Below are 26,339 nucleotides of genomic sequence, written 5' to 3' on the forward strand. Positions count from 1 at the left end.
AACGCCTTGCCACGGCGGGCGCGCTTGCCTATCGCTCGCGCGAGCAGGAACAAAGGCGAGATCGCAATGAGCAAGCCCGGCGCAAACGGACTGACCTATGCGCAGGCGGGTGTCGACATCGACGCCGGCAACGCCATGGTCGACGAGATCAAGCCGCTGGTGCGCGCAACGCGCCGGCCCGGCGCGGACGCCGAGATCGGCGGCTTCGGCGGCCTGTTCGACCTCAAGGCCGCGGGCTTCAAGGACCCCATCCTGGTCGCCGCCAATGACGGCGTCGGCACCAAGGTGAAGATCGCGATCGAGAGCGGGCTGCATTCGACCATCGGCATCGACCTCGTCGCGATGTGCGTCAACGACCTGATCGTGCAGGGCGCCGAGCCCCTGCTCTTCCTCGACTACTACGCCACCGGCAAGCTCGACCCCAAGGTCGGCGTCGAGATCGTGCGTGGCATCGCCGATGGCTGCCGCCAGGCCGGCTGCGCGCTGATCGGCGGCGAGACCGCCGAGATGCCCGGCATGTATGCCGAGAAGGATTACGACCTCGCCGGCTTCGCCGTCGGTGCGGCCGAGCGTGGCACGCTGCTGCCGCGCGAGGATCTGAAGCCCGGTGATGTGGTGTTCGGCCTGCCCTCTTCCGGCGTGCATTCGAACGGCTATTCGCTTGTCCGCCGTATCGTGGCGCTGAGCGGTCTCGGCTGGGACGCCCCTGCCCCCTTCGCGCCGGGCAAGTCGCTGGCCGAGGCGCTGCTCGAGCCGACCCGGATCTATGTGAAGCCTCTGCTGCAGGCGTTGAAAGCGACCGACGGCGTCAAGGCGCTGGCGCATATCACCGGTGGCGGCTTCCCCGACAACATCCCGCGCGTGCTGCCCGAAGGGCTCGGCGTCGCACTCGACCTGCCCGCGATCCCGGTACCGCCCGTCTTCGGCTGGCTCGCCAAGATCGGCGGCGTCGCCGAGCGCGAGATGCTGCGCACCTTCAACTGCGGTATCGGCATGATCGTCGCGGCCGACGCCGCCAAGGCCGACGCGGTGCTGGCCGCGCTGAAGGCCGCCGGCGAGACGCCGGTGAAGCTCGGCGAGATCGTGCCCGTCGCAGCCGGCGAGGAGCCGGTCAGCTATCGCGGCAAGCTCTCGCTGTGAGCATGACGACGGCCCGCAAGCGCGTCGGCGTGCTGATCTCCGGGCGCGGCTCCAACATGGTCTCGCTGGCGGAGGCGGCGCAGGCGCCGGATTATCCGGCCGAGATCGCGCTCGTCGTCTCCAATATTCCCGATGTCGCCGGGCTGGAGCGGGCGCGCGACTTCGGTATCGCCACGGCGACGGTCGACCACCGTCCCTTCGGCAAGGATCGCGAGGCGTTCGAGCGTGCGGTCGACGAGCTTTTGCGCGTCAACCAGATCGAGCTCCTCGTGCTCGCGGGTTTCATGCGCATCCTGACACCTTGGTTCGTGACGCGCTGGGAAGGGCAGATGATCAACATCCACCCCTCGCTGCTGCCGCTGTTCAAGGGCACGCATACGCATCGGCAGGCGCTGGAGGCGGGTGTTTCCGAGCATGGCTGCTCGGTGCATTTCGTCGTGCCGGAACTCGATGCCGGCCCGGTGATCCTGCAGGCCAAGGTGCCGGTCCATCCCGGTGATGACGAAGACAAGCTGGCGCAGCGCGTCCTCGTCGAAGAGCACAAGCTCTATCCGGCGGCGCTGGCCGAGGTCGCCTCCGGCCGGGCGAGGCTCGAGGCCGGAGCCGTCATCCGCGGCTGATCGGAACCGCCCTCGCCGTCCGGCCGCATCCCGACGCCCTCGCGCTTGCAGCGCTCCCACTCCTCGCGCGTCTTCTCCTCCTCCTTCTGCCAGCGGCGGAAGAGATCGGCGCGGCGGGCCGGGTAGCGCTCCTCGAGCGCGACCAGGCCGGTCATCCGGTCGGTGCGGAAATGGCGGAAAGCCTGCCTGAGCTCGCACCAGGCGATGACGATGCGCACGCGCTCGTAGAAGGTCATGCCGATCGGCCAGATCATGCGCTGTGTCGCATGGCCGCTCTCGTCGCTATACTCGATCGAGAGCTTACGGCCGTTGCGGATGGCGGCGCGCACGGCCGCGACGTCGACCTGGTCGGCCGGCACATCGCCAGGATAGGAGGCCGCGAACAAGGCCCCGTCGAGCAGGATCGGCCGCAAATGCTGCGGCAGCACCGCGGCGACCTTGCTGACGACATCCTCGGCGGCCCGGGCGAGCACGGGGTCCGCCCGTTCGCTCAGCCAGCGCATGCCGACCAGAACGGCCTCGATCTCGTCGGGCGAGAGCATCAGCGGCGGCAGGTCGAAACCAGCGTCGAGCACATAGCCGATGCCGGCCTCGCCGCGCACCGGCACGCCCTGGCGCACCAATGCGCCGATATCGCGGTAGACCGTGCGCACCGAGACGTCGAGCTCGGAGGCCAGCGTCTCGGCGGTGACGGGGCGCCTGCGGCGACGCAGGCTCTGAATCATGTCGAGCAATCGTTCGGCGCGCTGCACGGCGACCTCTCCCTACCCGGATGAAGCGACTGACGGAGAACACGGATCCGATCAGATTGCATTGCAATCCAACCAGCGCGTGCTTGAGTGTCCGCAGGATGGCTCAGTCGGGTTGACAGTTTCTGTCAGGAGCGTGTCAGCAGCAAGGCGGGAGGCGACGACGCCTCCGGCATGGGTACGTGCCACCCCGGACCGGCGCCGCTTGCGCGGCTCGTCGGGATCGCTCGGGAACTCTACAGAATGCTGAAAGCCGGCAGGTCGCTCAGAACGGCCGCTTCAACTTGCACTTGTCGATGAACTGCAGGCCCTTGTCGCGGGCCGTGTCATTGAAATAGCCGGTGTCGCGGAAGGCCTGGATCTCGTCCTTGCTCATTGCGTCGACCGTGCCCGAGGCATAGCAGCTGCAGGGCGAATGCACCGCCTCGCGCGTCGTGTTGAGGAGCTGCGACTGGGTGATCAGGCAAGCGTCGAAGGCGCGCAGCTTGATCATGTAGGGCGTCAGGTTCTTCGCAGTCGGGTCGGGAGGAGGCAGCGCGGTCGAGCTGCTCGCGGCATAGGCCGAGGCGCCCAACAGCACAGAGAGTCCACCGGCCAGAACGACCGCACCCAACCGCCGCATCATCATGACTTGCCCGTCCTTCGAGAAGGCGCGCCCGCATGGCTCCCGGCGCCGCCCTTCCCCCGCATGACACAGATGCATGAAAGGTCAAGGGGTTCAAAAGACACGCCTTCCCGATTTCCATGCTGTGGCCGTGGAAGCCGGTGCCCCATCGGCGCCGGAGGCGAAGCCGGCTCGCCGGCCGGGCCAGGAGCCGGTCCAGCGCCGCGCGAATCGCAAGGTCTCGTCAACGCTACATGCCTCTTGCTGCGCTTCCGGCTACGGCTTTGAAAAGCCGGGAAGTCGTTTTCCCGCCTTACCGGTACAAGAGCAGACAGACCGAAAACTCAGGGGAACCGAGGAAAACGGATTTCGCCCTTCACTCGGAGGGCTCAACATGGGTGAGCGGGCACACACTCCAGGGGCCGCAACCTGCCCAATCGCGGCGGCTCCCAACATGTTCGAGGCGCTGCTTCAAGGAGCTCGCCTGCTCGAGCGCATGCCGGCATGGCCCGACCACAGCGCGACGATGACGCCGGATACGGCCCCGCGCCCCTTGTGCAGGAGCAATGAAGCGGGCTGAAACGTAAAAGGCCCCGCCAGCACGAGCCAACGGGGCCGATCAGTCAAGGAGAGTTAAGGTCACCAGGTCTGACGATTATACCAAGTATCGACGTCTGCCTTCGCCTTGTCCTTCGCGAGGCCGTAACGCTCCTGGATCTTGCCCTCAAGCTGGTCACGCTTGCCGGCGATGACGTCGAGATCATCATCGGTCAGCTTGCCCCACTGCTCTTTGACCTTGCCTTTGAGCTGCTTCCAGTTCCCTTCCACGCGATTCCAGTCCATGTCTGGCCTCCTTCGCTCGTGGTTGAAGTTGCTGAAGACCGCGGATTACTTGCTCCAGCGGCCTTCGTACTTGAACTCTGGCGCCGCCTTCAGCGCGTCCTTGGTCGTATCCATCGTCGCCGACCATTTCTTGTCGTTCTCGGAGTAGGTCACCTTCAGCGCGCTCGGCGCCACGACGACATACCGCTCGCCAATCCCGAGGAAGCCGCCAACCGAGACGATAAAGCCGGACAGCTGGCCGCTGCTGGACACGATGAGATCCTTGATCTCACCGACGTTCTCCTTGGCATTGTTGTGGACGTTCAGGCCAATGAGATTGCTGCTGAGGACGTCCGTCGGCCGAGCCTTAACATAGACCTCTCGGGTCGCCGTTGTAGCATTTTGTGCCACGGCAAGCGTAATTCCGCCCATCGCGATAACGGGAGCGAGAGCAAAAATAAGTTTACGCATTGTTTAATTCTCCAAATTGGCGACCCCATCGAGGAATTTAACTTATATAAAATGGTTATGTTCCCCGGAAAGTTTTAAAATTAGAAACTTAAAATTTCAAACTCTCATTGAAAAACAGAGAATCCTTGCAAATGAAAACCGCCGCAGATTGAAGATCTTTACGGACCTGGATGAACGCCGCAATGTCAAAAAATGGGCCCGCCCCATTTTGGTGTCCGGACCAAGTTCAGGGAGGAAGCGCCTCTACGGTCTGCGACGAGCGCATCAAGGGCAGGAATCATCGGCAGATCGCGGTGATGGTCGGGATGTCCGGTGGCATGGCCATGAAATACAGCCGGCATATCGACCAGAGCTCGCGGCCCGCGGAATGCAGGCAGAACGAGAACGCGCAAAACCCGACAACCCGAAAAAACTGTGCCGCCAACTGCTTGAGAACATTGAGGATAACAGAATGTGTACCTTAACCGCCTCTTAATGGTCTTGTCTCAGATTGCCCGCATTCATTCTGCCGGAGGCGCTGTCGCGTCGGAGTTCTGGATCATGCGTTGCGTTGCGTACCTGGCTGGCCTTGCGGCTTGCCTTGCCCTGTCGTCCCCCGAGCGCGCCCTGGCGCAGTCGAGCGACTATACCCAGCTCACCTCGCCCCAATCCGCCCAGAACTGGTATCTCACGGTGGGAGCGGGCCTGCGCTATCAGCCCGACTATACCGGTTCCGACGACTACATCTTCCGCGCACGGCCGATCATCTCGCTCGGCCGGGGGCTGAAGAGCACCTGGTGGAGCGCCGAGGACGACACGATGCTGAGCATCGGCGTGTTCTCCGGCCAGGGCTGGCGCGTCGGCTTCTCGGGCGACCTGCTCTGGAAGCGCAGCGCCAAGGTCAATCCGGCGCTCATCGCCGTGCCCGCGACCAAGTTCGGCGGCGAGGCCGGCGGCTTCGTCGAGTTCTATCCGACGTCCTGGCTGCGCGCCCGCGCCGACGTCCGCCGCGGCATCGTCGCCCATGACGGCGTGGTCGCAGACCTCAAGCTCGACGCCTTCACCAATCTCGGCCCCTGGACCTTCGGTATCGGCCCGCGCATGCGGATCGCCAGCGCCGACTATGTCCGCACCTATTTCGGCACCCGCGGCGCCATGCCCGGCACCGGCGGGCTGCTGCAGCGCTTCAACGCCGGCGTGCATTCCTATGGCGCGCTGGCGCAGGCGACCTATCACTGGTCGGACCGGTTCCAGACCACGACCTATATCGAATACAAGCGGCTCACCGGCGACGCCGCCCGTTCGCCGATCGTACGGCCTTTCGGCTCGCGCAACTCGCTCACGGTCGGCATCTCGGCGAGCTTCTCCTTCGATACCGGATCGAATTACTCGCTCGGCTTCTGAGGCCCCGCCGGCCAAGGCCGCCACGGCATCGACCCAAAAGAAAGGGCGGACCGGCTTGCCGGTCCGCCCTTTCGCTTTTCAGCGTGCGGCTGAAATCAGCCGACGATCTCGTTGCCCGCGAAGAACTGGGCGATCTCGACGAGCGCGGTCTCCGGCGCGTCCGAGCCGTGGACGGTGTTTTCGCCGACCGACTGGGCGAAGAGCTTGCGGATGGTGCCCTCGGCGGCGTTGGCCGGGTTGGTGGCGCCCATCACGTCGCGATACTTGGCGATGGCGTCCTCACCCTCGAGCACCTGCACGACGACCGGACCGGAGGTCATGAACTCGACGAGCTCGCCGAAGAACGGGCGAGCCGAGTGGACGGCGTAGAAGGTCTCGGCCTGGGCCTTGGTCATCTGGATGCGCTTCTGCGCGACGATGCGCAGGCCGGCCTTCTCGATGACCGCGTTGACCGCGCCGGTGAGATTGCGCTTCGTCGCATCGGGCTTGAGAATGGAGAAGGTACGCTGGACAGCCATCGAAAGATCCTTGGAAGGGTCGGATAAGGGAAATGCGGCGCGCTTATAGCTGCCGCCTTCGCCCCCTACAAGGCTTGCGCCGCAAGGGCCGCGTGCTGACCCCTCAGCAACCGGAATCGATGAGCCGGCTGTCCGATTTCGTGCTAGGATGGGGCGTTGACGACAAGGAGCCGATCCATGGTTGTCATTGCGCTTGTCTTTGCAGGCTTCCTGACAATGCTCTGTCAGCTACTGCTCGTGACGCCCGAATCCATCACGAAGGACCGCAGGGGCAACCTGCCGCCGCCCTCGGGCGGCATCGCGGCCTTCTGAACGGCGCAAGCTCGCGCCGTCTTCAAAGACCTCTCAGCGCGGCACTCAGTGCCGCGTCAGGAATGCGCGGGCCTCGCGCAGCGCCACGGCGATCTCGTCGCGGCTCATTTCCAGCGCCAATTCCTGCCGGTGCGCCGCCGCGCGGACACTGCCACGGGCGAAGGCGATGTTGAACCAGGTCTGCGCCTTGACCAGATCGACGGCTCCTGCCCGCCCCGAAGCATGCATCAGCCCGAGCTCGCAATAGGCCTCGGCCGATACCTCCGCCGGAACAACCAGCGAAGCGGGAATCGCGCTCATCTCCATGCGTGCCATGATTGAACCCACCCTGTTTGTCGTTGCCGGCCAGCCACCCGTCCAAGGCCCCGACCGATGAGGCGAGAGTGGCGGCAACCGTTAAAGCGCGGGCTAAATTTTGCGATGAATCGAGTCTCAACGAGACGTAATCGCCAGGTTAAAGCAACCGTCCGTTTACGAAAGAAACCCGGAAACGCGTTTCTTTTCAAAAACCTGCAGATCGCCGCTGAATCGCGATGTTGAGAATGGATTCACCCTGGCTGGCGGAAGCTGCATCAAGCACTGCTGTTGCGGCATCTTGGAGAGGGGCGCGGATAGCGTTATGGTTCATATCTAAACCATAACGGCCGAGCGGCCGAAAAGGAGGATAGGATGGCAAGGACGGCGGCTTTCGGCCTGGCAGGTATGACGGCCTTCATTCTGGCCGGCGGCATCGCCGGCGCCTCGGCGCAGGAGGTGCTCGGCGTCTGGGAACGCGACACCGGCGCCTCGCGCGTGCGTTTCAGCAAATGCGGCGACGCCCTCTGCGGCACGATCTCCTGGCTCAAGGATCCGAACGGGCCGGCGAAGGTGGGCCAGCGCATCTTCTTCGACATGAAGCCGGGCGGCGCCAACAAATGGAGCGGCAGCGCCTTCAACCCCGAGGACGGCAAGACCTATTCGGGCACGATGACGCTCTCCGGCAATTCGCTGACCACGGCAGGCTGCGTCCTGGGCGGGCTGATCTGCCGCTCGGTGAAGTGGTCGCGGACCAACTGAGGCCGGCGCGCGCCAGCCCTCGGCCGGACTTATCCCCGTCGCCGCGCCATGTGCCTATCCTGCCTGCGTCCCGCCCGACCAAGGGGGCTGTCGCGAGGCATCATGCGGCCGGGCGAGATGGCGGGGTCCGGGCGCCTCGCCATTGCAGGCGGTGCCGCCCGGAGGGTCCCCTCGCCGCCGGGCCGAACAGGCAGGCCCGGTGAGCGCTTGAGGCGACAGGGGAACCGAAGAAAACCGCGCGCGGGGTTCGGACGGGGCCGGTTGGCGCTGCATCAACTTCGACACTCGATATCGACATTCGGCACGCGGTCAGAACCGCGCGCCGCCCGGACCCCGCGCATCCCCACGGGATCGCCAGACCGAAAACCCCGCAGGCCGAGCCTGGGCGGGGCTTTCGGCGCAGCCATACGACGCTCAGCGCGCCTTCTGGCCGAACAGGATCGCCTTCTGCTCCGGCGTGTTGATGCCGGCCGGATTGCGCAGCTCCTCGCCGACCTTGAGCCCGCGCGCAACGGCGGGACGCGCCAGCATCGTCTCGATCCAGCGGCCGACATTCGGAAACTGCTTGATGTCCTGGCCCTGGCGCTCCCAGCCGCGGGCCCAGCCGATGCAGGCCATGTCGGCGATGGAATAGTCGTCGCAGATATAGTCACGGCCTGCGAGGCGCTTGTTCAGCACGCCGTAGAGCCGGTTCGCCTCGTTGGTGTAGCGCTCGATGGCATAGGGAACCTGCTCGGGCGCATAGATCCGGAAGTGGTGGGTCTGGCCGAGCATCGGGCCGAAACCGCCCATCTGCCAGAACAGCCACTCGTCGACGGCGACGCGGCGGCGTTCGTCCCTGGGATAGAACTTGCCCGTCTTGCGGCCGAGATATTGCAGGATGGCGCCGGATTCGAAGACCGAGATCGGCTTGCCGTCCGGCCCGTCGGGATCGACGATCGCCGGCATGCGGTTGTTCGGCGAGATGGCGAGGAATTCCGGCTTGAACTGGTCGCCCTTGCCGATGTTCACCGGAATGACGTTGTAGGGCAGCCCGGCTTCCTCGAGCATGATGGAGATCTTGGTGCCGTTCGGCGTCGGCCAGAAATACAGGTCGATCGGCTTGGCGGGGGCTTGCGACATCGTTCGCTTCCTTTCAGGCGCAGTGCTTCGGTCGAAAACCTAAGCAGCCAGCCGGCGGGCCGGAAGGGGCCGCGCCTGCCCTCAGCGCGACCGCGTCATGTCCTGCCCGCGTGTAACCTTTCCGGTTTCAGAGCTGTTTCTTGAAGCCCTCATGGCTCTGGTCGAAGCCGAGATTGCGGTAGAAGCGGTGCGCATCGGCGCGCGACTTGTTCGAACTCAGCTCGATCAGCCCGACGCCGCGCTCCCCGGCAAAGGCGAGCGCGTGCCGGATCATCAGCGCGCCGATGCCCAGGCCGCGGCTTTCCGGTGCGACATGGACGCTCTCGATCTTGCCGCGCTTGCGCCCGCGCGCGACGAGACCGGGAATCAGCGTGACCTGGAAGGTGCCGACGACCTCCCCCGCCCGCTCGGCCACGAAGAGCATGTTGTCCTTGCTGGTGTCGATCTCGGCAAAGGCCTCGGCATAGCCGGGATGCCGTGCCTCGACCGCGATCTCCTCCGGCGTCATCGTCTGCGTCGCGGCGCCGAGCATGATGAGCTCCGCGATGCGCGCGACGTCGCCGGCCTTCGCGCGGCGGATGGTGATCTCGGCGGCAGTGACAGGTGTCCGGGTCATCGCTTCGGCTTTCGACTCAGGCGGGGATGAGACGAGGGCCGGTTTACGCGACGAAGAGGCGCTTCGCCATCAGCAGGGTGTTGGGGGTGTCGTCGCGCCCGTCGAAGCGCGCCTGGCGCTGCAGGAAGAAGCCCATGCGCTCGTAGAAGGTGATAGCCGGCTCGTTCTGGCTCTCGACCTCGAGCCGGGCCACCGGCGCCTGCGGAAAGCAGGCCAGCGCGACCTGCAGCAGCGTGCGGCCGATGCCGACGCCCTGCCAGGCCGGCAGGACATAGAGTCGGGTCAGCAGCGCGGCGCCGTCGCGCTCCGGCCGGGCCGAGGCCGTCGCGACGATCTCCGTCCCGACCAGCCCGACGAGGAAGACGCCCTCCTCGCGGCCGAGCTGGCTGCGCAGGTTTTCCAGCGAGTGCCAGGCATTGGTGATCTCGGCGACCCGCTGCCAGCCATAGATGCCGTCATAGGTGGCATGCCAGGTCTCGACCAAAAGCGCCCTGACCGCCGGAACATCGGCGGCTTCAGCATCGCGAATGACGAGATCGGCAGGGGTCACATGATCACTCGCTTGTCACATGATCACTCGATGCCGAGCTTCTTCTTCAGGATCTCGTTGAGCGCCTGCGGATTGGCCTTGCCGCCCGAGGCCTTCATCGCCTGGCCGACGAACCAGCCGAGCATGGTCGGCTTGGCCTTGACCTGCTCGACCTTGTCCGGGTTCGCCGCGATGATCTCGTCGACGGCCTTCTCGATGGCGCCGGTGTCGGTGACCTGCTTCATGCCGCGGGCTTCGACGATCTCGCGGGGGTCGCCGCCTTCGGTCCAGACGATCTCGAACAGGTCCTTGGCGATCTTGCCGGAGATGACACCCTCGCCGATCAGGTCGACGAGGCCGCCAAGCTGCGCAGCCGAGACCGGCGACGCGGTGACGTCCTTGCCTTCCTTGTTCAGGCGGCCGAACAGCTCGTTGATGACCCAGTTCGCAGCGGCCTTGCCGTCGCGGCCCGGCTTTCCTGCAGGCTTGGCCACGGCTTCGAAATAATCGGCCTGGTCGCGCTCGGCGACGAGCACCGAGGCGTCGTAGGGCGAGAGCCCGTATTCGGCGATGAAGCGCGCCTTCTTGGCGTCCGGCAGCTCCGGCAGCGCACCCTTCAGGCCCTCGACGAAGGCATCGTCGAATTCGAGCGGCAGCAGGTCCGGGTCGGGGAAGTAGCGGTAGTCGTGCGCCTCTTCCTTGGAACGCATCGAGCGCGTCTCGCCCTTGCCCGGATCGTAAAGCCTCGTCTCCTGGTCGATGGTGCCGCCATCCTCGATGATGCCGATCTGGCGGCGCGCCTCGGCCTCGACCGCCTGGCCGATGAAGCGGATCGAGTTGACGTTCTTGATCTCGCAGCGCGTGCCGAGCTCGCCGCCCGGCTTGCGGACCGAGACGTTCACGTCGGCGCGCAGGTTGCCCTTCTCCATGTCGCCGTCGCAGGTGCCGAGATAGCGCAGGATGGTGCGCAGCTTCGAGACATAGGCCTTCGCCTCCTCGGAGGAGCGCAGGTCCGGCTTGGAGACGATCTCCATCAGCGCCACACCCGAGCGGTTGAGGTCGACGAAGCTCATCGTCGGATGCTGGTCGTGGATCGACTTTCCGGCATCCTGCTCCAGATGCAGCCGCTCGATGCCGACGGTGATCTGCTCGGTCGGCGAGAGATCGACCACGATCTCGCCCTCGCCCACGATCGGGCTCTTGTACTGGCTGATCTGGTAGCCCTGCGGCAGGTCGGGGTAAAAATAGTTCTTGCGATCGAAGACCGAACGGTTGTTGATCTGCGCATTGAGGCCGAGCCCCGTGCGGACCGCCTGGCGGATGCATTCGGCGTTGATCACCGGCAGCATGCCGGGCATCGCCGCATCGACGAGGCTGACATGTTCGTTCGGCTCGGCGCCGAAGCCGGTCGAGGCGCCGGAGAACAGCTTGGCGTTGGAGGTGATCTGCGCATGGATCTCCATGCCGATCACCACTTCCCAATCCCCGGTCGCGCCCTTGATCAGCTTCTTCGGGTCGGCGGGGCGGACATGCGCGTTCATCTGGTCTCTTCCGGCTGAAATGGTCGCCTACGCGTTACGATGTCGGCGCGCGTGCGGCAAGCATCCGTTGCTTCGCAGCGTGCCAGCGGTGGCTTCAATCTTGGGCGCAGCCGTTGCGCTCCTGCAACCCGATGGCGGGAACATGGCCTAATCGTCGCAATATCACGGATTTTGACGGGTGATGGATCTTGACATTCGTCACTCCCGCACCCTTCTTGCCGCCAAGGTCGCAAAACCGCCATGGTCGCGCCGGCCAGCTATTCGGAGTTCCCTCATGTCACGCAGCCGTTTCATCGGTCTGGTGCTCGCTGCCATTGTCGCTTCGGCCGGTCTCCCCGCCTCCGAAGCCTCTGCCCAGGGTGCCCCCCCGGCCCCGCCGGTCCAGGTCGCGTCGCCGCTCGCCAAGCGCATCACCAACTGGGACGAGTACACCGGCCGCTTCGAGGCCAGTGAACAGGTCGAGGTGCGTGCCCGCGTCTCCGGCTTCATCGACAGCGTTCACTTCCGCGACGGCGCTCTCGTTCAGAAGGGTGACCTTCTCTTTACCATCGATCAGCGTCCTTACAAACTGGCCGTCGACGTGGCCCAGGCCGACGTCGCCCGTGCCAAGGCGCAGGTCGAGCTCGCCCAGAACGAGGTCGAGCGCGCCGAGGGCCTGACGCAGAACCGCACGATCACGGCCCGCGACGTCGACCAGCGCCGCGCCAACCTGAACAGCGCGCTCGGCACGCTGCAGGGCTCGGAAGCCACGCTCAAGAATGCCCAGCTCAACCTGGAGTGGACCGAGGTCCGCGCGCCGCTCGCCGGCCGCATCTCGAACCGCCGCGTCGACCCGGGCAATCTGATCGCCGGCGGCCAGTCGGGCGCGACGCTGCTGACGACGATCGTCGCGGTCGATCCGATCTACTTCACCTTCGACGTCTCGGAATCCGACTTTCTCCGCTATGCCCGCATGGCCAATGTCCGCGACAACGCCAGCCGCGATTCCGGCACGCTGGTCGAGGTGCGGCTCTCGGACGAGGCCAAGTGGGACCGCAAGGGCAAGGTCAACTTCCTCGACAACGCGGTCAACGCACGCTCGGCCACGATCCGCGGCCGCGCCGTCTTCGACAACAAAGACCAGTTCCTGACGCCGGGCGTCTTCGGCCGCCTGCGCTTCTATGCCGGCGAGGCGGACGCCCTGCTGGTGCCGGATGCGGTGATCGCCTCCGACCAGGCCCACAAGGTCGTGCTGACGGTCGGCCCGGAGAACAAGGTCGTGCCGAAGATCGTCGAGCTCGGCCCGCTCAGCGAAGGTCTGCGCGTGATCCGCGCCGGACTGACCGCGCAGGACAAGGTCATCATCGGCGGCAACGCCAACCCGATGGTCCGTCCGGGCGTGGCGGTGACGCCGCAGCCGGGCGAGATCAAGGTCGCGACCACGAACTGAACGGCAACGGGGCCAACCCTGCCCCGGCCACGACAATCCGGGCGCCCGACGGCGCCCGCCCGCCTTTTCCGGACAGGATAGCTCCATGTTCCGCTTCACCCATTTCTTCATCGACAGGCCGATCTTCGCCACCGTGCTCTCGGTGCTGCTGACGATCGCCGGTGCCATCGCGCTGCGCACGCTGCCGATCGCCGAATATCCCGAAATCGCCCCGCCGACGGTGTCGATCCGCGCCACCTATCCCGGCGCCTCGGCCGAGACGGTCGCCGCCACGGTGGCGACGCCGATCGAGCAGGAGGTGAACGGCGTCGACGACATGCTCTACATCACCTCGCAGTCGACCGGCGACGGCGTGGTGACGATCAACGTCGTCTTCAAGGCCGGCGTCGACATCGACCAGGCGCAGGTGCTGGTGCAGAACCGCGTCTCGCAGGCCGAGCCGCGCCTGCCGCAGGAGGTGCGCCAGCTCGGCCTGCAGGTGCGCAAGGCCTCGCCGGACTTCCTGATGGTCATCAACATGATCTCGCCGGACGGGTCGCGCGATCCGCAGTACATCTCGAACTACGCCTCGCTCTACGTGAAGGACGTGCTGACCCGCGTCGACGGCGTGGGCGACGTCCAGGTCTTCGGCGCGCGCGACTTCTCGATGCGTATCTGGCTCGACCCGGCGAAGGTCGCCGCGCGCAATCTGACGGCGAGCGATGTCGTCGCCGCGCTGAGGGCCGCCAACGTGCAGGTCGCGGCCGGCGCGCTGAACCAGCCGCCGGCCAAGTCGAACGAGGCCTTCCAGCTCTCGGTCAACACGCTCGGCCGCCTGACGGACGTCTCGGAATTCGAGAACATCGTCGTCCGTTCCGACGCCGATGGCGGCACGATCCGCGTGCGCGACATCGCACGCGTCGAGCTCGGCTCGCAGGACTACACCACCAACGCCTATCTCGATAACAAGAACACCGTCGCCATCGGCGTCTTCCAGCGCCCCGGCTCGAACGCGCTCGCGACCTCCGACGCCCTGATCTCGACCATGAACACCATGGCGAAGGATTTCCCGCCGGGCCTCGAGCACCGCATCATCTACAATCCGACCGAGTTTATCGCGGAATCGGTCAAGGCGGTGGTCGACACGCTGCTCGAGGCCATCGTCCTCGTCGTCATCGTGGTGATCCTGTTCCTGCAGACTTGGCGCGCGGCGCTGATCCCGATCGTGGCGATCCCGGTCTCGCTGGTCGGCACCTTCCTGATCATGAGCGGCGTCGGCATCTCCTTCAACACGATCTCGCTGCTCGCGCTCGTGCTGGCGATCGGCATCGTCGTCGACGACGCGATCGTGGTGGTCGAGAACGTCGAGCGCTATCTGGCGCAAGGCATGTCCCCGGCGGAGGCCGCGCACAAGACCATGGACGAGGTCGGCGGCGCGCTGCTGGCGATCGCGCTGGTGCTCTGCGCCGTGTTCATTCCGACCGCCTTCATCAGCGGCCTGCAGGGCACGTTCTACCAGCAGTTCGCGGTAACCATCGCGGCCTCGACGGCGATCTCCTGCTTCGTCTCGCTAACGCTGTCGCCAGCGATGTCGGCGATCCTGCTGAAGCCGCACAAGCAGCATGACGAGCATGAGCAGCACGGCTTCATCTACAAGCTGGGCGCGCCGGTGCGCTGGTTCTTCCACTACTTCAACGCCGGCTTCGACTGGCTCTCGCGCAGCTATGGCCGCCTCACCTCGCGGCTGATCCGGCTCGCGGTGATCCTGCTCATCGTCTATGCCGGCCTGATCGCGCTCACCGCTCAGCGGCTGGCCCAGACCCCGACCGGCCTCGTGCCGCAGCTCGACCGCGGCTACTTCATCGTCGCGATGCAGCTACCGCCCGGCGCCTCGCTGGAGCGGACCGACGCGGCGCTGCGCAAGGCCAACGAGATCCTGCAGTCGCGCCCCGGCGTCGCGCACACCGTCGCGTTCGCCGGCCTCGACGGCGCGACCTTCACCATCGCGCCGAATGCCGGCGTCGCCTTCGTCACGCTCTCGCCGTTCAAGGATCGCGAGAAGCAGGGCCTGACGACGCAGGGCATCTTCAACGACCTGCGCCAGCAGATGTTCGGGATCTCGGAGGCCTTCACCCTGGTGATCGAGCCGCCGGCCATCTCCGGTATCGGCAATGGCGGCGGCCTCAAGGGCTATGTGCAGGATCGCAGCGGGCGTGGCCTCGCGGCGCTCGAGGGCGCGGCCTGGACGGTTGCCGGCTCGGCGGCGCAGCTGCCCTTCATCGTGCAGCCCTTCACCCTGTTCTCGACCAAAACGCCGCAGCTCTACGCCGATATCGACCGCACCAAGGCGGAGATGCTCGGCGTGCCGATCACGCGCATCTTCGAGACGCTGTCGATCTATATGGGCTCGGCCTATATCAACGACTTCAACCTGCTGGGCCGCACCTTCCGCGTCACGGCGCAGGCCGACAATCCGTTCCGCCTGACTACGCGCGACGTCGCCAATCTCAAGACCCGCAACGCGGATGGCGAGATGGTGCCGATCGGTTCGGTCGCGACCTTCAAGGATACGACCGGCGCCTATCGCGTGCCGCGCTACAACCTCTACCCGGCGGCCGAGGTGCAGCTCGCGATGGCGCATGGCTACTCGACCGGCCAGGGCATCGCGGCGGTCGAGCAGATTGCCAAGGAGCGCCTGCCGGCCGGATTCGGCTTCGAATGGACCGAGATCGCGCTGCAGGAGAAGCTCGCGGGCAACACGGCGATCATCGCCTTCGGCCTCGCGGTGATCTTCGTCTTCCTGCTGCTGGCGGCGCTCTACGAGAGCTGGCTCCTGCCGCTGGCAGTCATCCTGATCGTGCCGATGTGTATCCTGGCGGCGATGTTCGGGGTGAACTACGCCAATCTCGACCGCAACATCCTGGTCGATATCGGCCTGGTGGTGCTCGTCGGCCTGGCGGCGAAGAACGCGATCCTGATCGTGGAGTTCGCCAAGCAGGCCGAGGAGGAAGGCATGCACCGGCGCGACGCGGCCATCGCCGCCGCCCGCACCCGCCTGCGGCCGATTCTGATGACGTCGATGGCCTTCATCCTCGGCGTGTTGCCGCTGACCATCTCGGTCGGCGCCGGCGCCGAGATGCGCCAGGCGATGGGCATCGCGGTGTTCTCCGGCATGCTGGGCGTGACGGTGTTCGGCCTGATCTTCACGCCGGTGTTCTACGTGATGGTGCGCTGGCTGGCGGATCTGCGCGGGACCAAGCGCAAGGCGCAGGCCCAGCCGCCGGCCGCTCCGACGGCGGCCCATTGAGGCCGCCGAAAGGCGAGATCGCAGATATGAAAAGGGGCCGCGTCGCGGCCCCTTTTTCGTTCCCCCTTGCGCGGAGCAGATCTCCAGACCGCAACCGATGGGAAGCCGTCAGACCAGACGGCGAGCCACCGTGCGGCACCCCCATGCGAGGCCGGCGGCGATGATGGTGCCGATCGCCCTCGCAGCCGGATCGGGGATCGCCTCTCCCCGCAGGAGCTGGACGACCGTCAGCACGATCATCAGCACCGCGACGAAGGCGAGGATGCCGGCAAGCACCGTCAGGCAGGCATAGGCCATGGCGCGGCTGAAGATCATCACCGTCTCCTCGGCAGGGGGTGTCGGCCCAGCCTAGCGATCAAGCACGGCCAATGTCACCCGGGCGACCAAGGGGAAGCCCGAGAGCCGACTCAACCCCACCAGCGCTCGGCGACCGGGAAGCGGCCCGCAGCCTGCTCGATCACCGTGCCGAGCGAGAACAGCGTCTCCTCATCGAAGGGGCGGCCGATGAGCTGCAGGCCGAGCGGCAGGCCCTGCCCGTCGAGACCGGCCGGAACGGCGATGCCCGGCAGGCCCGCCATGTTCACCGTCACCGTGAAGATGTCGTTCAGGTACATCTCGACCGGGTCGGCCGAGCCCTTCTCGCCGATGCCGAAAGCCGCGGACGGCGTCGCAGGCGTCAGCACCGCGTCGATGCCGGCGGCGTAGACCGTCTCGAAATCGCGCTTGATCAGGGTACGGATCTTCTGGGCCCGGACGTAATAGGCGTCGTAATAGCCGGCCGAGAGCACATAGGTGCCGATCATGATGCGGCGCTTGACCTCGGCGCCGAAGCCGGCGGCGCGGGTCTTCTCGTACATCTCGACGATGTCCCTGCCCTGCTCGCGCAGGCCGTAGCGGACGCCGTCATAGCGGGCGAGGTTCGAGGAGGCCTCGGCCGGGGCGACGATGTAATAGGCCGGCAGGGCGTATTTCGTGTGCGGCAGCGAGATCTCCACGATCTCGGCGCCGGCGGCCTTGAGCCAGGCGATGCCCCGCTGCCAGAGCGCGTCGATCTCCGGGTTGAGCCCGTCGAGCCGGTATTCCTTCGGAATGCCGATCTTCATGCCCTTCACGGAACGACCCACGGCCGCCTCGTAATCCGGCACGGCCATGTCGACCGAGGTGGTGTCCTTGGGATCGTGGCCGGCCATCGAGCGCAGCATCACCGCGGCGTCGCGCACCGTCTTGGCGATAGGCCCGGCCTGGTCGAGCGATGAGGCGAAGGCGACGGTGCCCCAGCGCGAGCAGCGGCCATAGGTCGGCTTGATGCCGACGGTGCCGGTGAAGGCGGCGGGCTGGCGGATCGAGCCGCCGGTGTCGGTCGCAGTCGCGGCGAGGCAGAGGTCCGCGGCGACGGCCGCGGCCGAACCGCCCGAGGAGCCGCCCGGCACAAGATGGTTGCCCTCGACGGCGCCATCGGCACCGGAGCCGACATTGGAGCCCTTGCGGCGCCAGGGGTTGACGACGTTTCCGAAAGCGCTGGTCTCGTTGGACGAGCCCATGGCGAACTCGTCGTTGTTGAGCTTCCCGAGCATGACCGCGCCGTCGCGCCAGAGCTGGCTCGTCACGGTCGACTCGTAGGGCGGCACGAAATTGCCAAGGATTTTCGAGCAGGCGGTGGTGCGCACGCCCTGCGTGGCGAAGAGGTCCTTGATGCCGAGCGGCAGACCTTCGAGCGGGCGGGCCTCGCCCTTCGCCAGCTTCTCGTCGGAGGCGGCGGCCTGCTTCAGGGCATGCTCGGGTGTCTCGAGCACATAGGCGTTGAGGGCGCGGCCCTTCTCGACGGCGGCGATATGGGCCTTCGTCAGTTCGGTGGCGGAGAAGGTCTTGGCCTTGAGGCCGTCGCGGGCCTCGGTCAGCGTCAGGCGGGTGAGATCGGTCACGGGAAAATTCCGGAGTTATCTGGTCACAAAGACCCGGATCGCGCTTCGCGCCTCCGGGACGATCGAAGAAGCGGCTAGCGGCCGCTCACTCGATCACCTTCGGCACCATGAAGTAATCGTCTTCGGAGGCCGGGGCGTTGGCGACGATCTCGTCGGCGATCTCGCCGTCGGTGACCACGTCCTCGCGCTGCTTCATCGCCATCGGCGTCACCGAGGTCATCGGCTCGACGCCGTCCACGTTCACCTCGTTGAGCTGCTCGACGAAGCCGAGGATGGCGTTGAGCTCACCTTGCAGCTTGGGCAGATCGGCCTCCGGAACGGCGATGCGCGCGAGATGCGCGACGCGTTTGACGGTGGCGAGATCGACCGACATGGCGGACTCCTGCATGAGGCGCGGCTCGCGCGCCGGAAAACGGTTCGCCGCGCTATAGCGCGGCGAACGCCCAGACGTAAATCAGCATTGAGCGATGAGCCGGATTATCGGCTCAGATCGCGAAGGCCTCGCCCTTCTTCGGCACGATGACCTCGATGCCGCTGCCCTTCATGCCGGCGAGGAAGGCGTCGGCATTCTGGTCGATGATCGGGAAGGAGCCGTAATGGCTCGGGATCGCGACCTTCGGCTTGACGAAGCGCGTCATGGCCAGCGCCGCGACCTTGCCGCCCATGGTGAAGCGGTCGCCGATCGGACAGATGCAGGCCTCGACGCCATGGATCTCGCTGAGGAGCGCCATGTCCGAGAAGATGTCGGTATCGCCCATGTGCCAGAGCGTCTTCTCGCCCTTCGCCTTGATGATCGCGCCATTGGGGCTGCCAACCGGCACGTTGACGCCGCCCTCGCCCATGCCGGCAGAATGATCGGCGCGGGTGAGCGTGACGCTGAACGGCCCGAGATCGACCGTGCCGCCGGTGTTCATCGGCTGGAACTTCTTCAGCCCCTTCGAGGCGAGATGCATGGCGAGGTCGTAATTGGTGATCACGGTCGCACCGAGCTTCTCGGCGATGTCGAGCGTGTCGCCGACATGGTCGCCATGGCCATGGGTGACGACGATGTAGTTCACGCCCTTCGTGACCTCGGCCGGATCGCCCTCGAAGGCCGGATTCCCGGTGAAGAACGGATCGATCAGGATGGCGGCGCCATCGATGTCGACGCGGAAGGCGGAATGGCCGTACCAGGTGAGCTTCATGCGGGGGACTCCAGGCTTTCCAGTTTCCGGCCTCTATCTAGGCCGATCCGCCGGAGCGACCAAGTCGACAATGCGGGCCAAGCCATGCAGGCTTGTACCCATGACCACAGAACGGACTTCTCCCATGACCGACGCTGCCACGCTCGCCCGCCGGATCGCGCAGGGCCATGGCGACGAGCCGGCCGATCTCGTCATCAAGGGCGCGCGGCTCCTCGACCTCGTCACCGGAGCCCTCGTCGAGAGCGACATCGCCATCTGCGGCGACACCATCGTCGGGACCTATGGGTCCTACGAAGGCAAGCGGGTGATCGACGCGACCGGCCTCATCGCCGTGCCCGGCTTCATCGACACCCATCTGCACATCGAATCCTCGCTGGTGACGCCGCTCGAGTTCGAGCGCTGCGTGCTGCCCCATGGCGTCACCACGGCGATCTGCGACCCGCACGAGATCTCGAACGTGCTCGGCGCCGAGGGCATTCGCTACTTCCTCGCCTCAGCCGAGGCGATGCGGATGGATCTGCGCGTCAACCTGTCGAGCTGCGTGCCGGCGACGCATCTCGAAACAGCCGGTGCCCAGCTCGAAGCCGGCGACCTGACCCCGATGATGGATCATCCCAAGGTCATCGGGCTCGCCGAGTTCATGAATTTCCCCGGCGTGATCAACCGCGATCCCGGCTGCCTCGCCAAGCTCGAGGCCTTCTCGCATCGCCATATCGACGGCCACGCGCCGCTGGTGCGGGGCAAGGATCTCAATGCCTATCTTGCCGCCGGCATCCGCACCGACCACGAGACCACCACCGCCGAGGAGGCCCGCGAAAAACTCAGCAAAGGCATGGCGGTGCTGATCCGCGAAGGCTCGGTCTCGAAGGACCTGCACGCGCTGATCCCGCTGATCTCGCGCGACGCTTCGCCGTTCCTCGCCTTCTGCACCGATGACCGCAACCCGCTCGACATCGGCGAGGAAGGCCATCTCGACTACATGATCCGCACCGCCATCGCGAACGGCGCGGATGTGCTTGCCACCTACCGCATCGCCTCGCTCTCGGCGGCGCGCAATTTCGGCCTTTTCGATCGCGGCTTCATCGGGCCGGGCAAGCGTGCCGATATCGTGCTGGTCGAGGATCTGGCCACCTGCGCGGTGCGCCGGGTCCTCACTGGCGGTCGGCTGGTGGAAGAGGCCCTGTTCGAGGGCCGAACCGAGGTTCCGGCGGTCGGGCATGGCAGCGTGAGGTGCCAGCCCGTCACGCCGGAGGATTTCCATGTGAAGGCGCGTGAGGGCGAGACGCCGGTGATCGGCGTCGTGCCGGGGCGGATCATCACCGAGCATCTTTCGATGAAGCTGCCGGCGCGCGACGGCCAGGCCCTGCCCGATCTGGCGCAGGACGCGGTCAAGGTCACGGTGATCGAGCGGCATGGCCGGAGCGGTGGCATCGCCACCGGCTTCGTCCACGGCTTCGGCATGAAGCATGGCGCCATCGCCTCCTCGGTCGGGCATGACAGCCACAATCTCTGCGTCGTCGGCGTGGACGAAGCGTCGATGGCAGCCGCGGCGAACAGGCTGATCGAGACAGGCGGCGGCTTCGCGGTCGCCGATGGCGGCAAGGTCACGGCCGAACTGGCGCTGCCGGTCGCGGGGCTGATGAGCGAACAGCCCTTCGAGGCGGTGCGGCACGATCTGGAGGGCTTGCGCGCGGCGGCGAAGGCACTCGGCGTCGTGCTGGCCGAGCCCTTCCTGCAGGTCGCCTTCCTCACACTGCCGGTGATCCCGCACCTCAAGATCACCGACAAGGGGCTGGTCGATGTCGACCGGTTCGCGCTGGTGTAAGGATCCACGCGCATCGGTGATCCGCGCAATCCGGACGGAGCGACCGCACCCGAATCGTCAATGAGCGGAATCGCTTCCGCTCACAGCTTCATCCATCGATTTATCATCGGCCGGGCGTGCCCGCCTTCGGCGAAGCGGTCACGGCGCTGTGCTGAGGATGAAGCGCAGATGTGGCTCCGGACCATAGAGCGGCATGACGAAGGTCTCGATCAGCCGGCCGCCATTCTTCTCGATGATCCGGCGCGAGGCGTGGTTGGTCTCGTCGCAGGTGATGCTGATCTCCGGCAGCCCGGCTTCGCGCGCGACGCCCAGCATGGCGGCGAGCGCGGCGCTGGCATAGCCGTGGCCGGCGAAGGCCGGGAGGATCGAATAACCGATATGGCCCAGCACGTGCTCGGGCAGCGCCAACATGGGCCGGCCCTGCGCATCCTCCTGCCAGCGCAGGTTGATCGAGCCGACGAAGGGCCGCTCCGGCCGGTCCTCCGCGAAGATCCAGCGCGTCGGCCCGGGAATGCGGTCGACTTCCCGGCCATCCGGCAGGCGGATGCGGCCCGGGCCGCCCCGGATCTCGGCCAGGAAGGCGTCGGCATCGGCCGCGATGGCCGCAAGCTGCTCGGGCGCGACGTTGCGGGTCGTGTTCGGCGACCAGCCGTCGCGCAGCGCCACCTGATAGGGGCCGAGCAGGGCCCTGTCGGGAACTTGCAGCGAGATCAGAGCCGGCACGCCGAGGATCTCCGTTAAGCGCGGCGATGCCGCTGGAGGCGCGAACGATAGAGGGATCGGCGGCCGGAGGCGACGGCTCCGGCCCGATATCGGCGCGGCAACGGCCATTCCCGCCACGCAACGCCCGCGCCTCCCATAGCAACCGCTCGCAAGCGCTGGCCGGGCGTGGTACCGCGCTGGGATGACCAGCGCCATCGTCCCGCTCGAAAGCTTCCTGGACCTGCCGGCCCATGCCCGGCTGCTGGGGCTCGACCTCGGCACCAAGACGATCGGGCTCGCTCTGTCAGATGTCGAGCGCCGCATCGCGACGCCGCTGGAGACGATCCAGCGCATCAAGTTCGGGGTCGACGCCGCTGCCCTGCTCAAGATCGCGGAGAAGCACGGAGTCGCCGGGCTGGTGATCGGCCTGCCGCTCAACATGGACGGAAGCGAAGGGCCGCGCGTGCAGTCGACCCGCGCCTTCGTGCGCAACCTGTCGCCGCTGAGCGACCTGCCGATCGTGTTCTGGGACGAGCGCATGTCGACGCTGGCCGTGACCCGCACCCTGCTCGATGCCGATGCCTCGCGGGCCAAGCGCGCCGCCGTGGTCGACAAGATGGCGGCGGCCTACATCCTCCAGGGCGCGCTGGACCGGTTGCTGCGCCTCGCCGTGCCCGAGGAGGACGAGGAAGACGACTACGAATAAGCGAAGGCCGCCTGCCGGGTGGCAGGCGGCCTCGGAATTCTCCGCTTCGCGGCAGAACTGGCTCAGCGGGTGAAGATGCCTTGCTTGAAGGCCTTCTTCTGCGCCTTGCGCTCGTTCTTGATGGCGCGCTTCTGGTCCTCGATGCTCATCCCGGCCATCGGGTTGGGCTGGCGGTAGCCATAGCCCTCGCGCCGGCGGCGATCGTCGCCAAAGCCGTCGCGGCGACCATAGTCGCGGCGATAGCTGTCGCGGCGCTCGAAATCGCGGCGGTCGTCGCGCTCATAGCGCCGGCGGCCATAGCCATCGTCATCGGACCGCCGCTCATAGCCGCCGCCATAGTACTGGGCGGAGGCCGGCTGCACCACGGTCAGGCTCGCCAGGCCCAGACCCAGGCCAGCCAGCAACGCGGATCGAATCATCGTCATTTCGGTGGTGTCCCCAACCTTCCAGGAATGGCTTGTCCGACGAAGAGACGCCGGAAATCCTTAAAAGCCCGCCCCATCGCACACGGCCCGCGCCGGGGGCGCGGGCCGGTCGAATATCGATATCAGAGCCTACGCGGCGATCTCAGCGGTAGCGATCGTCGCGGAAGTCGTAGGGCGCCGAGTAATAGCCGTAGGGCGCATAACGCGGCGCCACATAGACCGGCGCCGGCGGCGCATAGTAGTAGCCGCCATCGTAATAGGGGTCATAGGACCGGGCGCTTGCCGCAGCCGCAGCCGCGCCGAGAATGCCGAGGCCGATGCCGGCCGCGATCGCGCCACCGCGCGACGGACCACGCCAGCCACCATGGTAATAACCGCCGCGATAGCCGCGATAACGGTACTGGCTATATTCCGCCTGAGCCTTGTCGAGCTTGGCGGGGTCGAAGGAACGGCGCTCCTGCGCCATGGCCGGCACCGCCACGCTGCCCGCGGCGACACTGGCGGCGGTGAGAGCGACAATCCATTTCTTCCTCAAAGACATCATGGCGACATCTCCTTTCCCGGGGCGACGCCCGAATCTTGCGGATACCCTGCCCCGTTTCGCTTGAACGGCACCTGAACCAATCGCGGCGGCATTGCGGCAGAGGCAGATGCGACCGGACGGAAGCGCCCTTGCCCCGGCCGGCTCCTCATGAGAGGGACAGGCCGGATTTTATCCGACTCCACAACGGCCGACCGCAGCCGTTGTTCCCCCGGCCCGATCGCCTGCGCTTCCGGAATCCCATGCTCGACAGCCTGATCGCCGTCTTTCTCGTCATCGCCACGGGCTGTTTCCTGAAGACCCGCGAGGTCATTCCACCCGCTCATTGGCTCGGCATCGAGCGGCTGACCTACCAGGTGCTGTTCCCGGCGATCGTCATCCAGACGCTGGCGACGGCCAATCTCGGCAACCTCCCTGTGCTGAACATGGGCCTGAGCCTCGTCCTCGCGATCCTCAGCGTCTCGGCCTTCCTGCTGCTGATTCGCCCGATGCTGGCACGCGCCGGCGTCGACGGCCCCGCCTTCACCTCGGTCTTCCAGGGCGCGGTGCGCTGGAACACCTTCGTCGCGCTGGCGCTGGCCGCCGGCCTGCAGGGGCGCGCCGGCACGACACTGATGGCGATCGCGGTCGCCGCGATGATTCCGCTGCTGAACGTGATCTGCGTCCTGGTGCTGGCGCGCTACGCCAACGGCAAGCCGATGAGCGCAGGCGCGACCGTGCGCTCGATCCTCTACAACCCCTTCATGTGGTCGTCCCTGCTGGGGCTGGCGCTCAACCCGCTGCAATGGGCCCTGCCGACGGCCTTCATCGGCTATCTCGACGTGCTCGGGCGGGCTTCGCTCGGCATCGGCCTGCTCGTGGTCGGGGCGGGCCTCGACCTGAAGCGGCTGGCCCGGCCGAACCTCGCCCATGGCGCAGCCGTCGTGCTGAAGCTCGTGGCGATGCCGCTGCTGGGCTGGCTCTTCGCCCGGCAACTCGGCGTCAGCGGCCCGGCGCTGACGATGACGGTCATCGCCGCAGCGGTACCGACCGCGACATCCGCCTATTTCCTGGCTCGCGATCTCGGCGGCGATGCGCCACTGATGGCGGAGATCACCACCTTGCAGACCGTGCTCGCCCTCGCCACCCTGCCGGTGGCAGTCTTCCTCCTCGGGTAGGGCAGCCTGCCGTTGGCCGGACCTTTCTCGTGCAACGGAAAACGACTCGGCTTAGTATACAAAAACTTGAAATTTTTAAGACATGCACCTTATGATTGTATCGTCGGCTTGAGGCCGGGAAGACCGGAAGACTGGCCTGCGAGCGCATGAGGGAGCCTGCCTGCGATGTCCTCGGCCAAGAAGATTCTCCCCTATGACAATACCGAGCGGCAAGCCGCGCTGCCGGAGCAGCCGCTGTCGCCCTTCGAGGTCGCGACCTTCATCGAAGGCATGGCCGCCGAACTGCGCGTGATGGCCCGCAGCGCCAAGCTGGATACCCTGTCCTACTTCCTCGAAATGGCCCGGATCGAGGCCTCGGCGCAGATCGAGATCATCGCCGAGCGCAAGCTCGCCACCTGATCGGCGGCAGCGGCGACGGCAAGCTCGGGAAAAGCAGGCCTCAGAGGCTCGCGCGCGACAGCCCGCCGCCGGGATGGCGCAGCACCGCGCCGGCGAGCTCCAGCTCGAGCAGGACGCGCCCGACCTCCCGCGCCGAGTGACCGCTTGCCCTGACCAGGTCGTCGAGCGCGATGGGCGTGGGGCTCAGCAGCCCGAGCAGATGGGGACCGATATCGCCCTCCCCAACCGATCCGGCCGCCAGCGACGAAAACGACGACGGCCCGAAGCCATCGGGCTCGGACCGCTCCGCCTCTGCGAGAGGCGGCCTTGCGACATCGGGCAGATCGAGCTCCTCCCAGAGCGGATCGTCGCTGTCCTGGGTGCCTTCCTCGCGTAGTGCACCCGAGGCGTGGAAAAGATCGCTTGGCCGCCCGACCATCGGCTGCAGCGCCTCGACGACATGTTCCGCCGCGGCGCAGAGCGTCGCCCCTTCGCGGATCAGGTGATTGCCGCCCTCCGCGCGCGGATCGAGAGGCGAGCCCGGAACGGCGAAGACCTGCCGGCCTTGCTCATTGGCGAAACGCGCCGTGATGAGCGAGCCGGAGCGGCGCGCCGCCTCGACCACAAGGGTGCCGAGCGCCAGCCCCGAGACGATGCGGTTACGCCGTGGAAAGTCGCGCCCACGCGGCTCCCAGCCGAGCGGCATCTCGCTGACGAGCGCGCCCTCGGCGGCGATGCGCTCGGCGAGGGCGCGATTCTGTTGCGGGTAGATTCGATCGAGTCCACCGGCCAGCACGGCGACGGTCCCGGTCGGACGGCTCGCCTCATGGGCGGCCGTATCGATGCCGCGGGCGAGGCCGGAGACGATGGTGAAGCCCGCCTCCCCGATCTCGCGCGCCAACCGGCGGGTCAGCGTAAGCCCGGCAGCCGATGCGTTGCGCGAACCGACCATCGCCACGGCGGGCTGGCACAGAACCGTTGCGCTCCCCATGAGTGCCAGCAGCGGCGGGGCTGAATCGATGGCCTGGAGCGGCCGCGGGTAATCGGCCTCGCCCAGCGCGATGAAGCGGCCGCCGAGGCGGATGAGCCCGATCATCTCCCGCTCGGCCTCGGCGGGCGGGCAGATGCGGATGTCGCGCCCGGCCTGCCTGGCAAGGTCGGGTAAGGCCTCCAACGCCGGGCCGGCACCGCCGAAGCGGTTCGTCAGGGAACGGAAACTGCGCGGGCCGATGCCGTCACTGCGGATCAGCCTCAACCAATCGAGGCGCTGGCGATCGGAAAGGACGATGCCAGCTGCCATG

General features: G+C 66.5%; 29 protein-coding genes. 11 read left to right on the forward strand and 18 right to left on the reverse strand.

Annotated elements, in window-relative coordinates:
• Positions 1-66: 66 nt before the first annotated feature.
• Complete coding sequence (gene purM / locus CE453_RS18105) at positions 67-1,140, forward strand: phosphoribosylformylglycinamidine cyclo-ligase (protein WP_089175844.1); 1,074 nt, start codon at positions 67-69, stop codon at positions 1,138-1,140.
• A gap of 2 nt (positions 1,141-1,142) precedes the next feature.
• Positions 1,143-1,760: a phosphoribosylglycinamide formyltransferase gene (purN, locus tag CE453_RS18110; protein ID WP_089175845.1), complete on the forward strand. Its 618-nt coding sequence runs from the start codon at positions 1,143-1,145 to the stop codon at positions 1,758-1,760.
• On the opposite strand, the gene CE453_RS18115 is transcribed toward purN, so the two are convergent.
• From CE453_RS18115 to CE453_RS18130, 4 genes are all read right to left on the reverse strand, one after another.
• On the reverse strand, positions 1,688-2,512 hold the full coding sequence (locus CE453_RS18115) for a WYL domain-containing protein (protein ID WP_089175846.1): 825 nt from the start codon (positions 2,510-2,512) through the stop codon (positions 1,688-1,690). The two genes, purN and CE453_RS18115, sit on opposite strands and share 73 nt — an antisense overlap.
• Before the next feature lie 262 nt (positions 2,513-2,774).
• On the reverse strand, positions 2,775-3,137 hold the full coding sequence (locus tag CE453_RS18120; RefSeq protein WP_089175847.1) for a hypothetical protein: 363 nt from the start codon (positions 3,135-3,137) through the stop codon (positions 2,775-2,777).
• 615 nt (positions 3,138-3,752) lie between these two features.
• Entirely contained in the window at positions 3,753-3,956 is a 204-nt protein-coding gene (locus CE453_RS18125; protein ID WP_089175848.1) for a CsbD family protein, read from the reverse strand.
• Between the two features lie 45 nt (positions 3,957-4,001).
• Entirely contained in the window at positions 4,002-4,406 is a 405-nt protein-coding gene (locus tag CE453_RS18130; RefSeq protein WP_089175849.1) for a PRC-barrel domain-containing protein, read from the reverse strand.
• A gap of 540 nt (positions 4,407-4,946) precedes the next feature.
• Between CE453_RS18130 and CE453_RS18135 the strand changes: the two genes are divergently transcribed.
• Positions 4,947-5,789, forward strand: a complete 843-nt coding sequence (locus CE453_RS18135) for a MipA/OmpV family protein (protein WP_157733091.1) — start codon at positions 4,947-4,949, stop codon at positions 5,787-5,789.
• 95 nt (positions 5,790-5,884) lie between these two features.
• Here CE453_RS18135 and ndk read toward each other — a convergent pair whose 3' ends face one another.
• Positions 5,885-6,307: a nucleoside-diphosphate kinase gene (gene ndk / locus CE453_RS18140; protein WP_089175851.1), complete on the reverse strand. Its 423-nt coding sequence runs from the start codon at positions 6,305-6,307 to the stop codon at positions 5,885-5,887.
• 177 nt (positions 6,308-6,484) lie between these two features.
• Between ndk and CE453_RS29480 the strand changes: the two genes are divergently transcribed.
• Positions 6,485-6,619 carry a hypothetical protein gene (locus tag CE453_RS29480; RefSeq protein WP_282568761.1) on the forward strand — a complete coding sequence of 45 codons (135 nt, stop codon included), beginning with the start codon at positions 6,485-6,487 and terminating at the stop codon, positions 6,617-6,619.
• A 45-nt stretch (positions 6,620-6,664) separates the two neighbouring features.
• Here CE453_RS29480 and CE453_RS18145 read toward each other — a convergent pair whose 3' ends face one another.
• Complete coding sequence (locus CE453_RS18145) at positions 6,665-6,934, reverse strand: sel1 repeat family protein (protein ID WP_248307781.1); 270 nt, start codon at positions 6,932-6,934, stop codon at positions 6,665-6,667.
• Positions 6,935-7,288: 354 nt separating this feature from the next.
• Here CE453_RS18145 and CE453_RS18150 point away from each other — a divergent pair, with 354 nt between their 5' ends.
• Entirely contained in the window at positions 7,289-7,675 is a 387-nt protein-coding gene (locus CE453_RS18150) for a DUF2147 domain-containing protein (RefSeq protein ID WP_198302142.1), read from the forward strand.
• A gap of 414 nt (positions 7,676-8,089) precedes the next feature.
• Here the strand turns inward: CE453_RS18150 and CE453_RS18155 are convergent, their stop codons facing one another.
• The 4 genes from CE453_RS18155 to gatB form a co-directional block, all read right to left on the reverse strand.
• Positions 8,090-8,797 carry a glutathione S-transferase N-terminal domain-containing protein gene (locus CE453_RS18155; RefSeq protein WP_089175853.1) on the reverse strand — a complete coding sequence of 236 codons (708 nt, stop codon included), beginning with the start codon at positions 8,795-8,797 and terminating at the stop codon, positions 8,090-8,092.
• 127 nt (positions 8,798-8,924) lie between these two features.
• Positions 8,925-9,413 (reverse strand): GNAT family N-acetyltransferase, encoded by a 489-nt coding sequence (locus CE453_RS18160; protein WP_089175854.1) that lies wholly within the window; start codon positions 9,411-9,413, stop codon positions 8,925-8,927.
• A 43-nt stretch (positions 9,414-9,456) separates the two neighbouring features.
• A complete protein-coding gene (locus CE453_RS18165; protein ID WP_089175855.1) occupies positions 9,457-9,963 on the reverse strand; it encodes a GNAT family N-acetyltransferase in 507 nt (168 codons plus the stop codon).
• A gap of 23 nt (positions 9,964-9,986) precedes the next feature.
• The gene (gene gatB / locus CE453_RS18170) at positions 9,987-11,483 is read right to left on the reverse strand and encodes an Asp-tRNA(Asn)/Glu-tRNA(Gln) amidotransferase subunit GatB (RefSeq protein ID WP_089175856.1); all 1,497 of its coding nucleotides are present in this window, start codon (positions 11,481-11,483) and stop codon (positions 9,987-9,989) included.
• 274 nt (positions 11,484-11,757) lie between these two features.
• Between gatB and CE453_RS18175 the strand changes: the two genes are divergently transcribed.
• Together CE453_RS18175 and CE453_RS18180 are read left to right on the forward strand one after the other, a co-directional pair.
• Positions 11,758-12,912 (forward strand): efflux RND transporter periplasmic adaptor subunit, encoded by a 1,155-nt coding sequence (locus CE453_RS18175; RefSeq protein ID WP_089175857.1) that lies wholly within the window; start codon positions 11,758-11,760, stop codon positions 12,910-12,912.
• Between the two features lie 85 nt (positions 12,913-12,997).
• On the forward strand, positions 12,998-16,198 hold the full coding sequence (locus tag CE453_RS18180) for an efflux RND transporter permease subunit (protein WP_089175858.1): 3,201 nt from the start codon (positions 12,998-13,000) through the stop codon (positions 16,196-16,198).
• Positions 16,199-16,306: 108 nt separating this feature from the next.
• Here the strand turns inward: CE453_RS18180 and CE453_RS18185 are convergent, their stop codons facing one another.
• The 4 genes from CE453_RS18185 to CE453_RS18200 form a co-directional block, all read right to left on the reverse strand.
• Positions 16,307-16,513 carry a hypothetical protein gene (locus CE453_RS18185; protein WP_089175859.1) on the reverse strand — a complete coding sequence of 69 codons (207 nt, stop codon included), beginning with the start codon at positions 16,511-16,513 and terminating at the stop codon, positions 16,307-16,309.
• A gap of 92 nt (positions 16,514-16,605) precedes the next feature.
• Positions 16,606-18,120 carry an Asp-tRNA(Asn)/Glu-tRNA(Gln) amidotransferase subunit GatA gene (gatA, locus tag CE453_RS18190; protein WP_089175860.1) on the reverse strand — a complete coding sequence of 505 codons (1,515 nt, stop codon included), beginning with the start codon at positions 18,118-18,120 and terminating at the stop codon, positions 16,606-16,608.
• An 85-nt stretch (positions 18,121-18,205) separates the two neighbouring features.
• Positions 18,206-18,493, reverse strand: a complete 288-nt coding sequence (gene gatC / locus CE453_RS18195) for an Asp-tRNA(Asn)/Glu-tRNA(Gln) amidotransferase subunit GatC (RefSeq protein ID WP_089175861.1) — start codon at positions 18,491-18,493, stop codon at positions 18,206-18,208.
• Between the two features lie 112 nt (positions 18,494-18,605).
• Positions 18,606-19,304 carry a metal-dependent hydrolase gene (locus CE453_RS18200; protein ID WP_089175862.1) on the reverse strand — a complete coding sequence of 233 codons (699 nt, stop codon included), beginning with the start codon at positions 19,302-19,304 and terminating at the stop codon, positions 18,606-18,608.
• A 124-nt stretch (positions 19,305-19,428) separates the two neighbouring features.
• On the opposite strand from CE453_RS18200, the gene ade reads away from it, so the two are divergent.
• Positions 19,429-21,129, forward strand: coding sequence for an adenine deaminase (ade, locus tag CE453_RS18205; protein ID WP_089175863.1), 1,701 nt, complete (start codon positions 19,429-19,431; stop codon positions 21,127-21,129).
• A 138-nt stretch (positions 21,130-21,267) separates the two neighbouring features.
• Here ade and CE453_RS18210 read toward each other — a convergent pair whose 3' ends face one another.
• Positions 21,268-21,852, reverse strand: coding sequence for a GNAT family N-acetyltransferase (locus CE453_RS18210; protein ID WP_248307782.1), 585 nt, complete (start codon positions 21,850-21,852; stop codon positions 21,268-21,270).
• Between the two features lie 181 nt (positions 21,853-22,033).
• Between CE453_RS18210 and ruvX the strand changes: the two genes are divergently transcribed.
• Complete coding sequence (gene ruvX, locus CE453_RS18215) at positions 22,034-22,537, forward strand: Holliday junction resolvase RuvX (RefSeq protein ID WP_089175865.1); 504 nt, start codon at positions 22,034-22,036, stop codon at positions 22,535-22,537.
• Positions 22,538-22,599: 62 nt separating this feature from the next.
• On the opposite strand, the gene CE453_RS18220 is transcribed toward ruvX, so the two are convergent.
• Both CE453_RS18220 and CE453_RS18225 read right to left on the reverse strand, forming a co-directional pair.
• Entirely contained in the window at positions 22,600-22,962 is a 363-nt protein-coding gene (locus CE453_RS18220; protein WP_089175866.1) for a hypothetical protein, read from the reverse strand.
• A 142-nt stretch (positions 22,963-23,104) separates the two neighbouring features.
• On the reverse strand, positions 23,105-23,506 hold the full coding sequence (locus CE453_RS18225) for a hypothetical protein (protein WP_198302143.1): 402 nt from the start codon (positions 23,504-23,506) through the stop codon (positions 23,105-23,107).
• A 239-nt stretch (positions 23,507-23,745) separates the two neighbouring features.
• Here CE453_RS18225 and CE453_RS18230 point away from each other — a divergent pair, with 239 nt between their 5' ends.
• Together CE453_RS18230 and CE453_RS18235 are read left to right on the forward strand one after the other, a co-directional pair.
• A complete protein-coding gene (locus CE453_RS18230; RefSeq protein ID WP_089175867.1) occupies positions 23,746-24,660 on the forward strand; it encodes an AEC family transporter in 915 nt (304 codons plus the stop codon).
• A gap of 165 nt (positions 24,661-24,825) precedes the next feature.
• Positions 24,826-25,059 carry a hypothetical protein gene (locus CE453_RS18235; protein WP_089175868.1) on the forward strand — a complete coding sequence of 78 codons (234 nt, stop codon included), beginning with the start codon at positions 24,826-24,828 and terminating at the stop codon, positions 25,057-25,059.
• A gap of 40 nt (positions 25,060-25,099) precedes the next feature.
• Here CE453_RS18235 and dprA read toward each other — a convergent pair whose 3' ends face one another.
• The gene (dprA, locus tag CE453_RS18240; RefSeq protein WP_248307783.1) at positions 25,100-26,338 is read right to left on the reverse strand and encodes a DNA-processing protein DprA; all 1,239 of its coding nucleotides are present in this window, start codon (positions 26,336-26,338) and stop codon (positions 25,100-25,102) included.
• Position 26,339 lies beyond the last annotated feature (1 nt).

Source organism: Bosea sp. AS-1 (assembly GCF_002220095.1).
Taxonomy (GTDB): Bacteria; Pseudomonadota; Alphaproteobacteria; order Rhizobiales; family Beijerinckiaceae; genus Allobosea.

Excerpts from the sequence above, each read along its gene's own strand:
- CE453_RS18120 (WP_089175847.1), bottom strand. The coding sequence starts at position 3,137 with ATGATGATGCGGCGGTTGGGTGCGGTCGTTCTGGCCGGTGGACTCTCT.
- CE453_RS18150 (WP_198302142.1), top strand. The coding sequence starts at position 7,289 with ATGGCAAGGACGGCGGCTTTCGGCCTGGCAGGTATGACGGCCTTCATT.
- CE453_RS18185 (WP_089175859.1), bottom strand. The coding sequence starts at position 16,513 with ATGATCTTCAGCCGCGCCATGGCCTATGCCTGCCTGACGGTGCTTGCC.
- CE453_RS18135 (WP_157733091.1), top strand. The coding sequence starts at position 4,947 with ATGCGTTGCGTTGCGTACCTGGCTGGCCTTGCGGCTTGCCTTGCCCTG.
- CE453_RS18175 (WP_089175857.1), top strand. The coding sequence starts at position 11,758 with ATGTCACGCAGCCGTTTCATCGGTCTGGTGCTCGCTGCCATTGTCGCT.
- CE453_RS18155 (WP_089175853.1), bottom strand. The coding sequence starts at position 8,797 with ATGTCGCAAGCCCCCGCCAAGCCGATCGACCTGTATTTCTGGCCGACG.
- ruvX (WP_089175865.1), top strand. The coding sequence starts at position 22,034 with ATGACCAGCGCCATCGTCCCGCTCGAAAGCTTCCTGGACCTGCCGGCC.
- CE453_RS18160 (WP_089175854.1), bottom strand. The coding sequence starts at position 9,413 with ATGACCCGGACACCTGTCACTGCCGCCGAGATCACCATCCGCCGCGCG.
- CE453_RS18145 (WP_248307781.1), bottom strand. The coding sequence starts at position 6,934 with ATGGCACGCATGGAGATGAGCGCGATTCCCGCTTCGCTGGTTGTTCCG.
- CE453_RS18125 (WP_089175848.1), bottom strand. The coding sequence starts at position 3,956 with ATGGACTGGAATCGCGTGGAAGGGAACTGGAAGCAGCTCAAAGGCAAG.
- CE453_RS18225 (WP_198302143.1), bottom strand. The coding sequence starts at position 23,506 with ATGATGTCTTTGAGGAAGAAATGGATTGTCGCTCTCACCGCCGCCAGT.
- ade (WP_089175863.1), top strand. The coding sequence starts at position 19,429 with ATGACCGACGCTGCCACGCTCGCCCGCCGGATCGCGCAGGGCCATGGC.
- gatB (WP_089175856.1), bottom strand. The coding sequence starts at position 11,483 with ATGAACGCGCATGTCCGCCCCGCCGACCCGAAGAAGCTGATCAAGGGC.
- purN (WP_089175845.1), top strand. The coding sequence starts at position 1,143 with ATGACGACGGCCCGCAAGCGCGTCGGCGTGCTGATCTCCGGGCGCGGC.
- CE453_RS18200 (WP_089175862.1), bottom strand. The coding sequence starts at position 19,304 with ATGAAGCTCACCTGGTACGGCCATTCCGCCTTCCGCGTCGACATCGAT.
- CE453_RS18220 (WP_089175866.1), bottom strand. The coding sequence starts at position 22,962 with ATGACGATGATTCGATCCGCGTTGCTGGCTGGCCTGGGTCTGGGCCTG.
- gatC (WP_089175861.1), bottom strand. The coding sequence starts at position 18,493 with ATGTCGGTCGATCTCGCCACCGTCAAACGCGTCGCGCATCTCGCGCGC.
- CE453_RS29480 (WP_282568761.1), top strand. The coding sequence starts at position 6,485 with ATGGTTGTCATTGCGCTTGTCTTTGCAGGCTTCCTGACAATGCTCTGT.
- CE453_RS18130 (WP_089175849.1), bottom strand. The coding sequence starts at position 4,406 with ATGCGTAAACTTATTTTTGCTCTCGCTCCCGTTATCGCGATGGGCGGA.
- CE453_RS18180 (WP_089175858.1), top strand. The coding sequence starts at position 12,998 with ATGTTCCGCTTCACCCATTTCTTCATCGACAGGCCGATCTTCGCCACC.
- CE453_RS18230 (WP_089175867.1), top strand. The coding sequence starts at position 23,746 with ATGCTCGACAGCCTGATCGCCGTCTTTCTCGTCATCGCCACGGGCTGT.
- CE453_RS18235 (WP_089175868.1), top strand. The coding sequence starts at position 24,826 with ATGTCCTCGGCCAAGAAGATTCTCCCCTATGACAATACCGAGCGGCAA.
- dprA (WP_248307783.1), bottom strand. The coding sequence starts at position 26,338 with ATGGCAGCTGGCATCGTCCTTTCCGATCGCCAGCGCCTCGATTGGTTG.
- purM (WP_089175844.1), top strand. The coding sequence starts at position 67 with ATGAGCAAGCCCGGCGCAAACGGACTGACCTATGCGCAGGCGGGTGTC.
- ndk (WP_089175851.1), bottom strand. The coding sequence starts at position 6,307 with ATGGCTGTCCAGCGTACCTTCTCCATTCTCAAGCCCGATGCGACGAAG.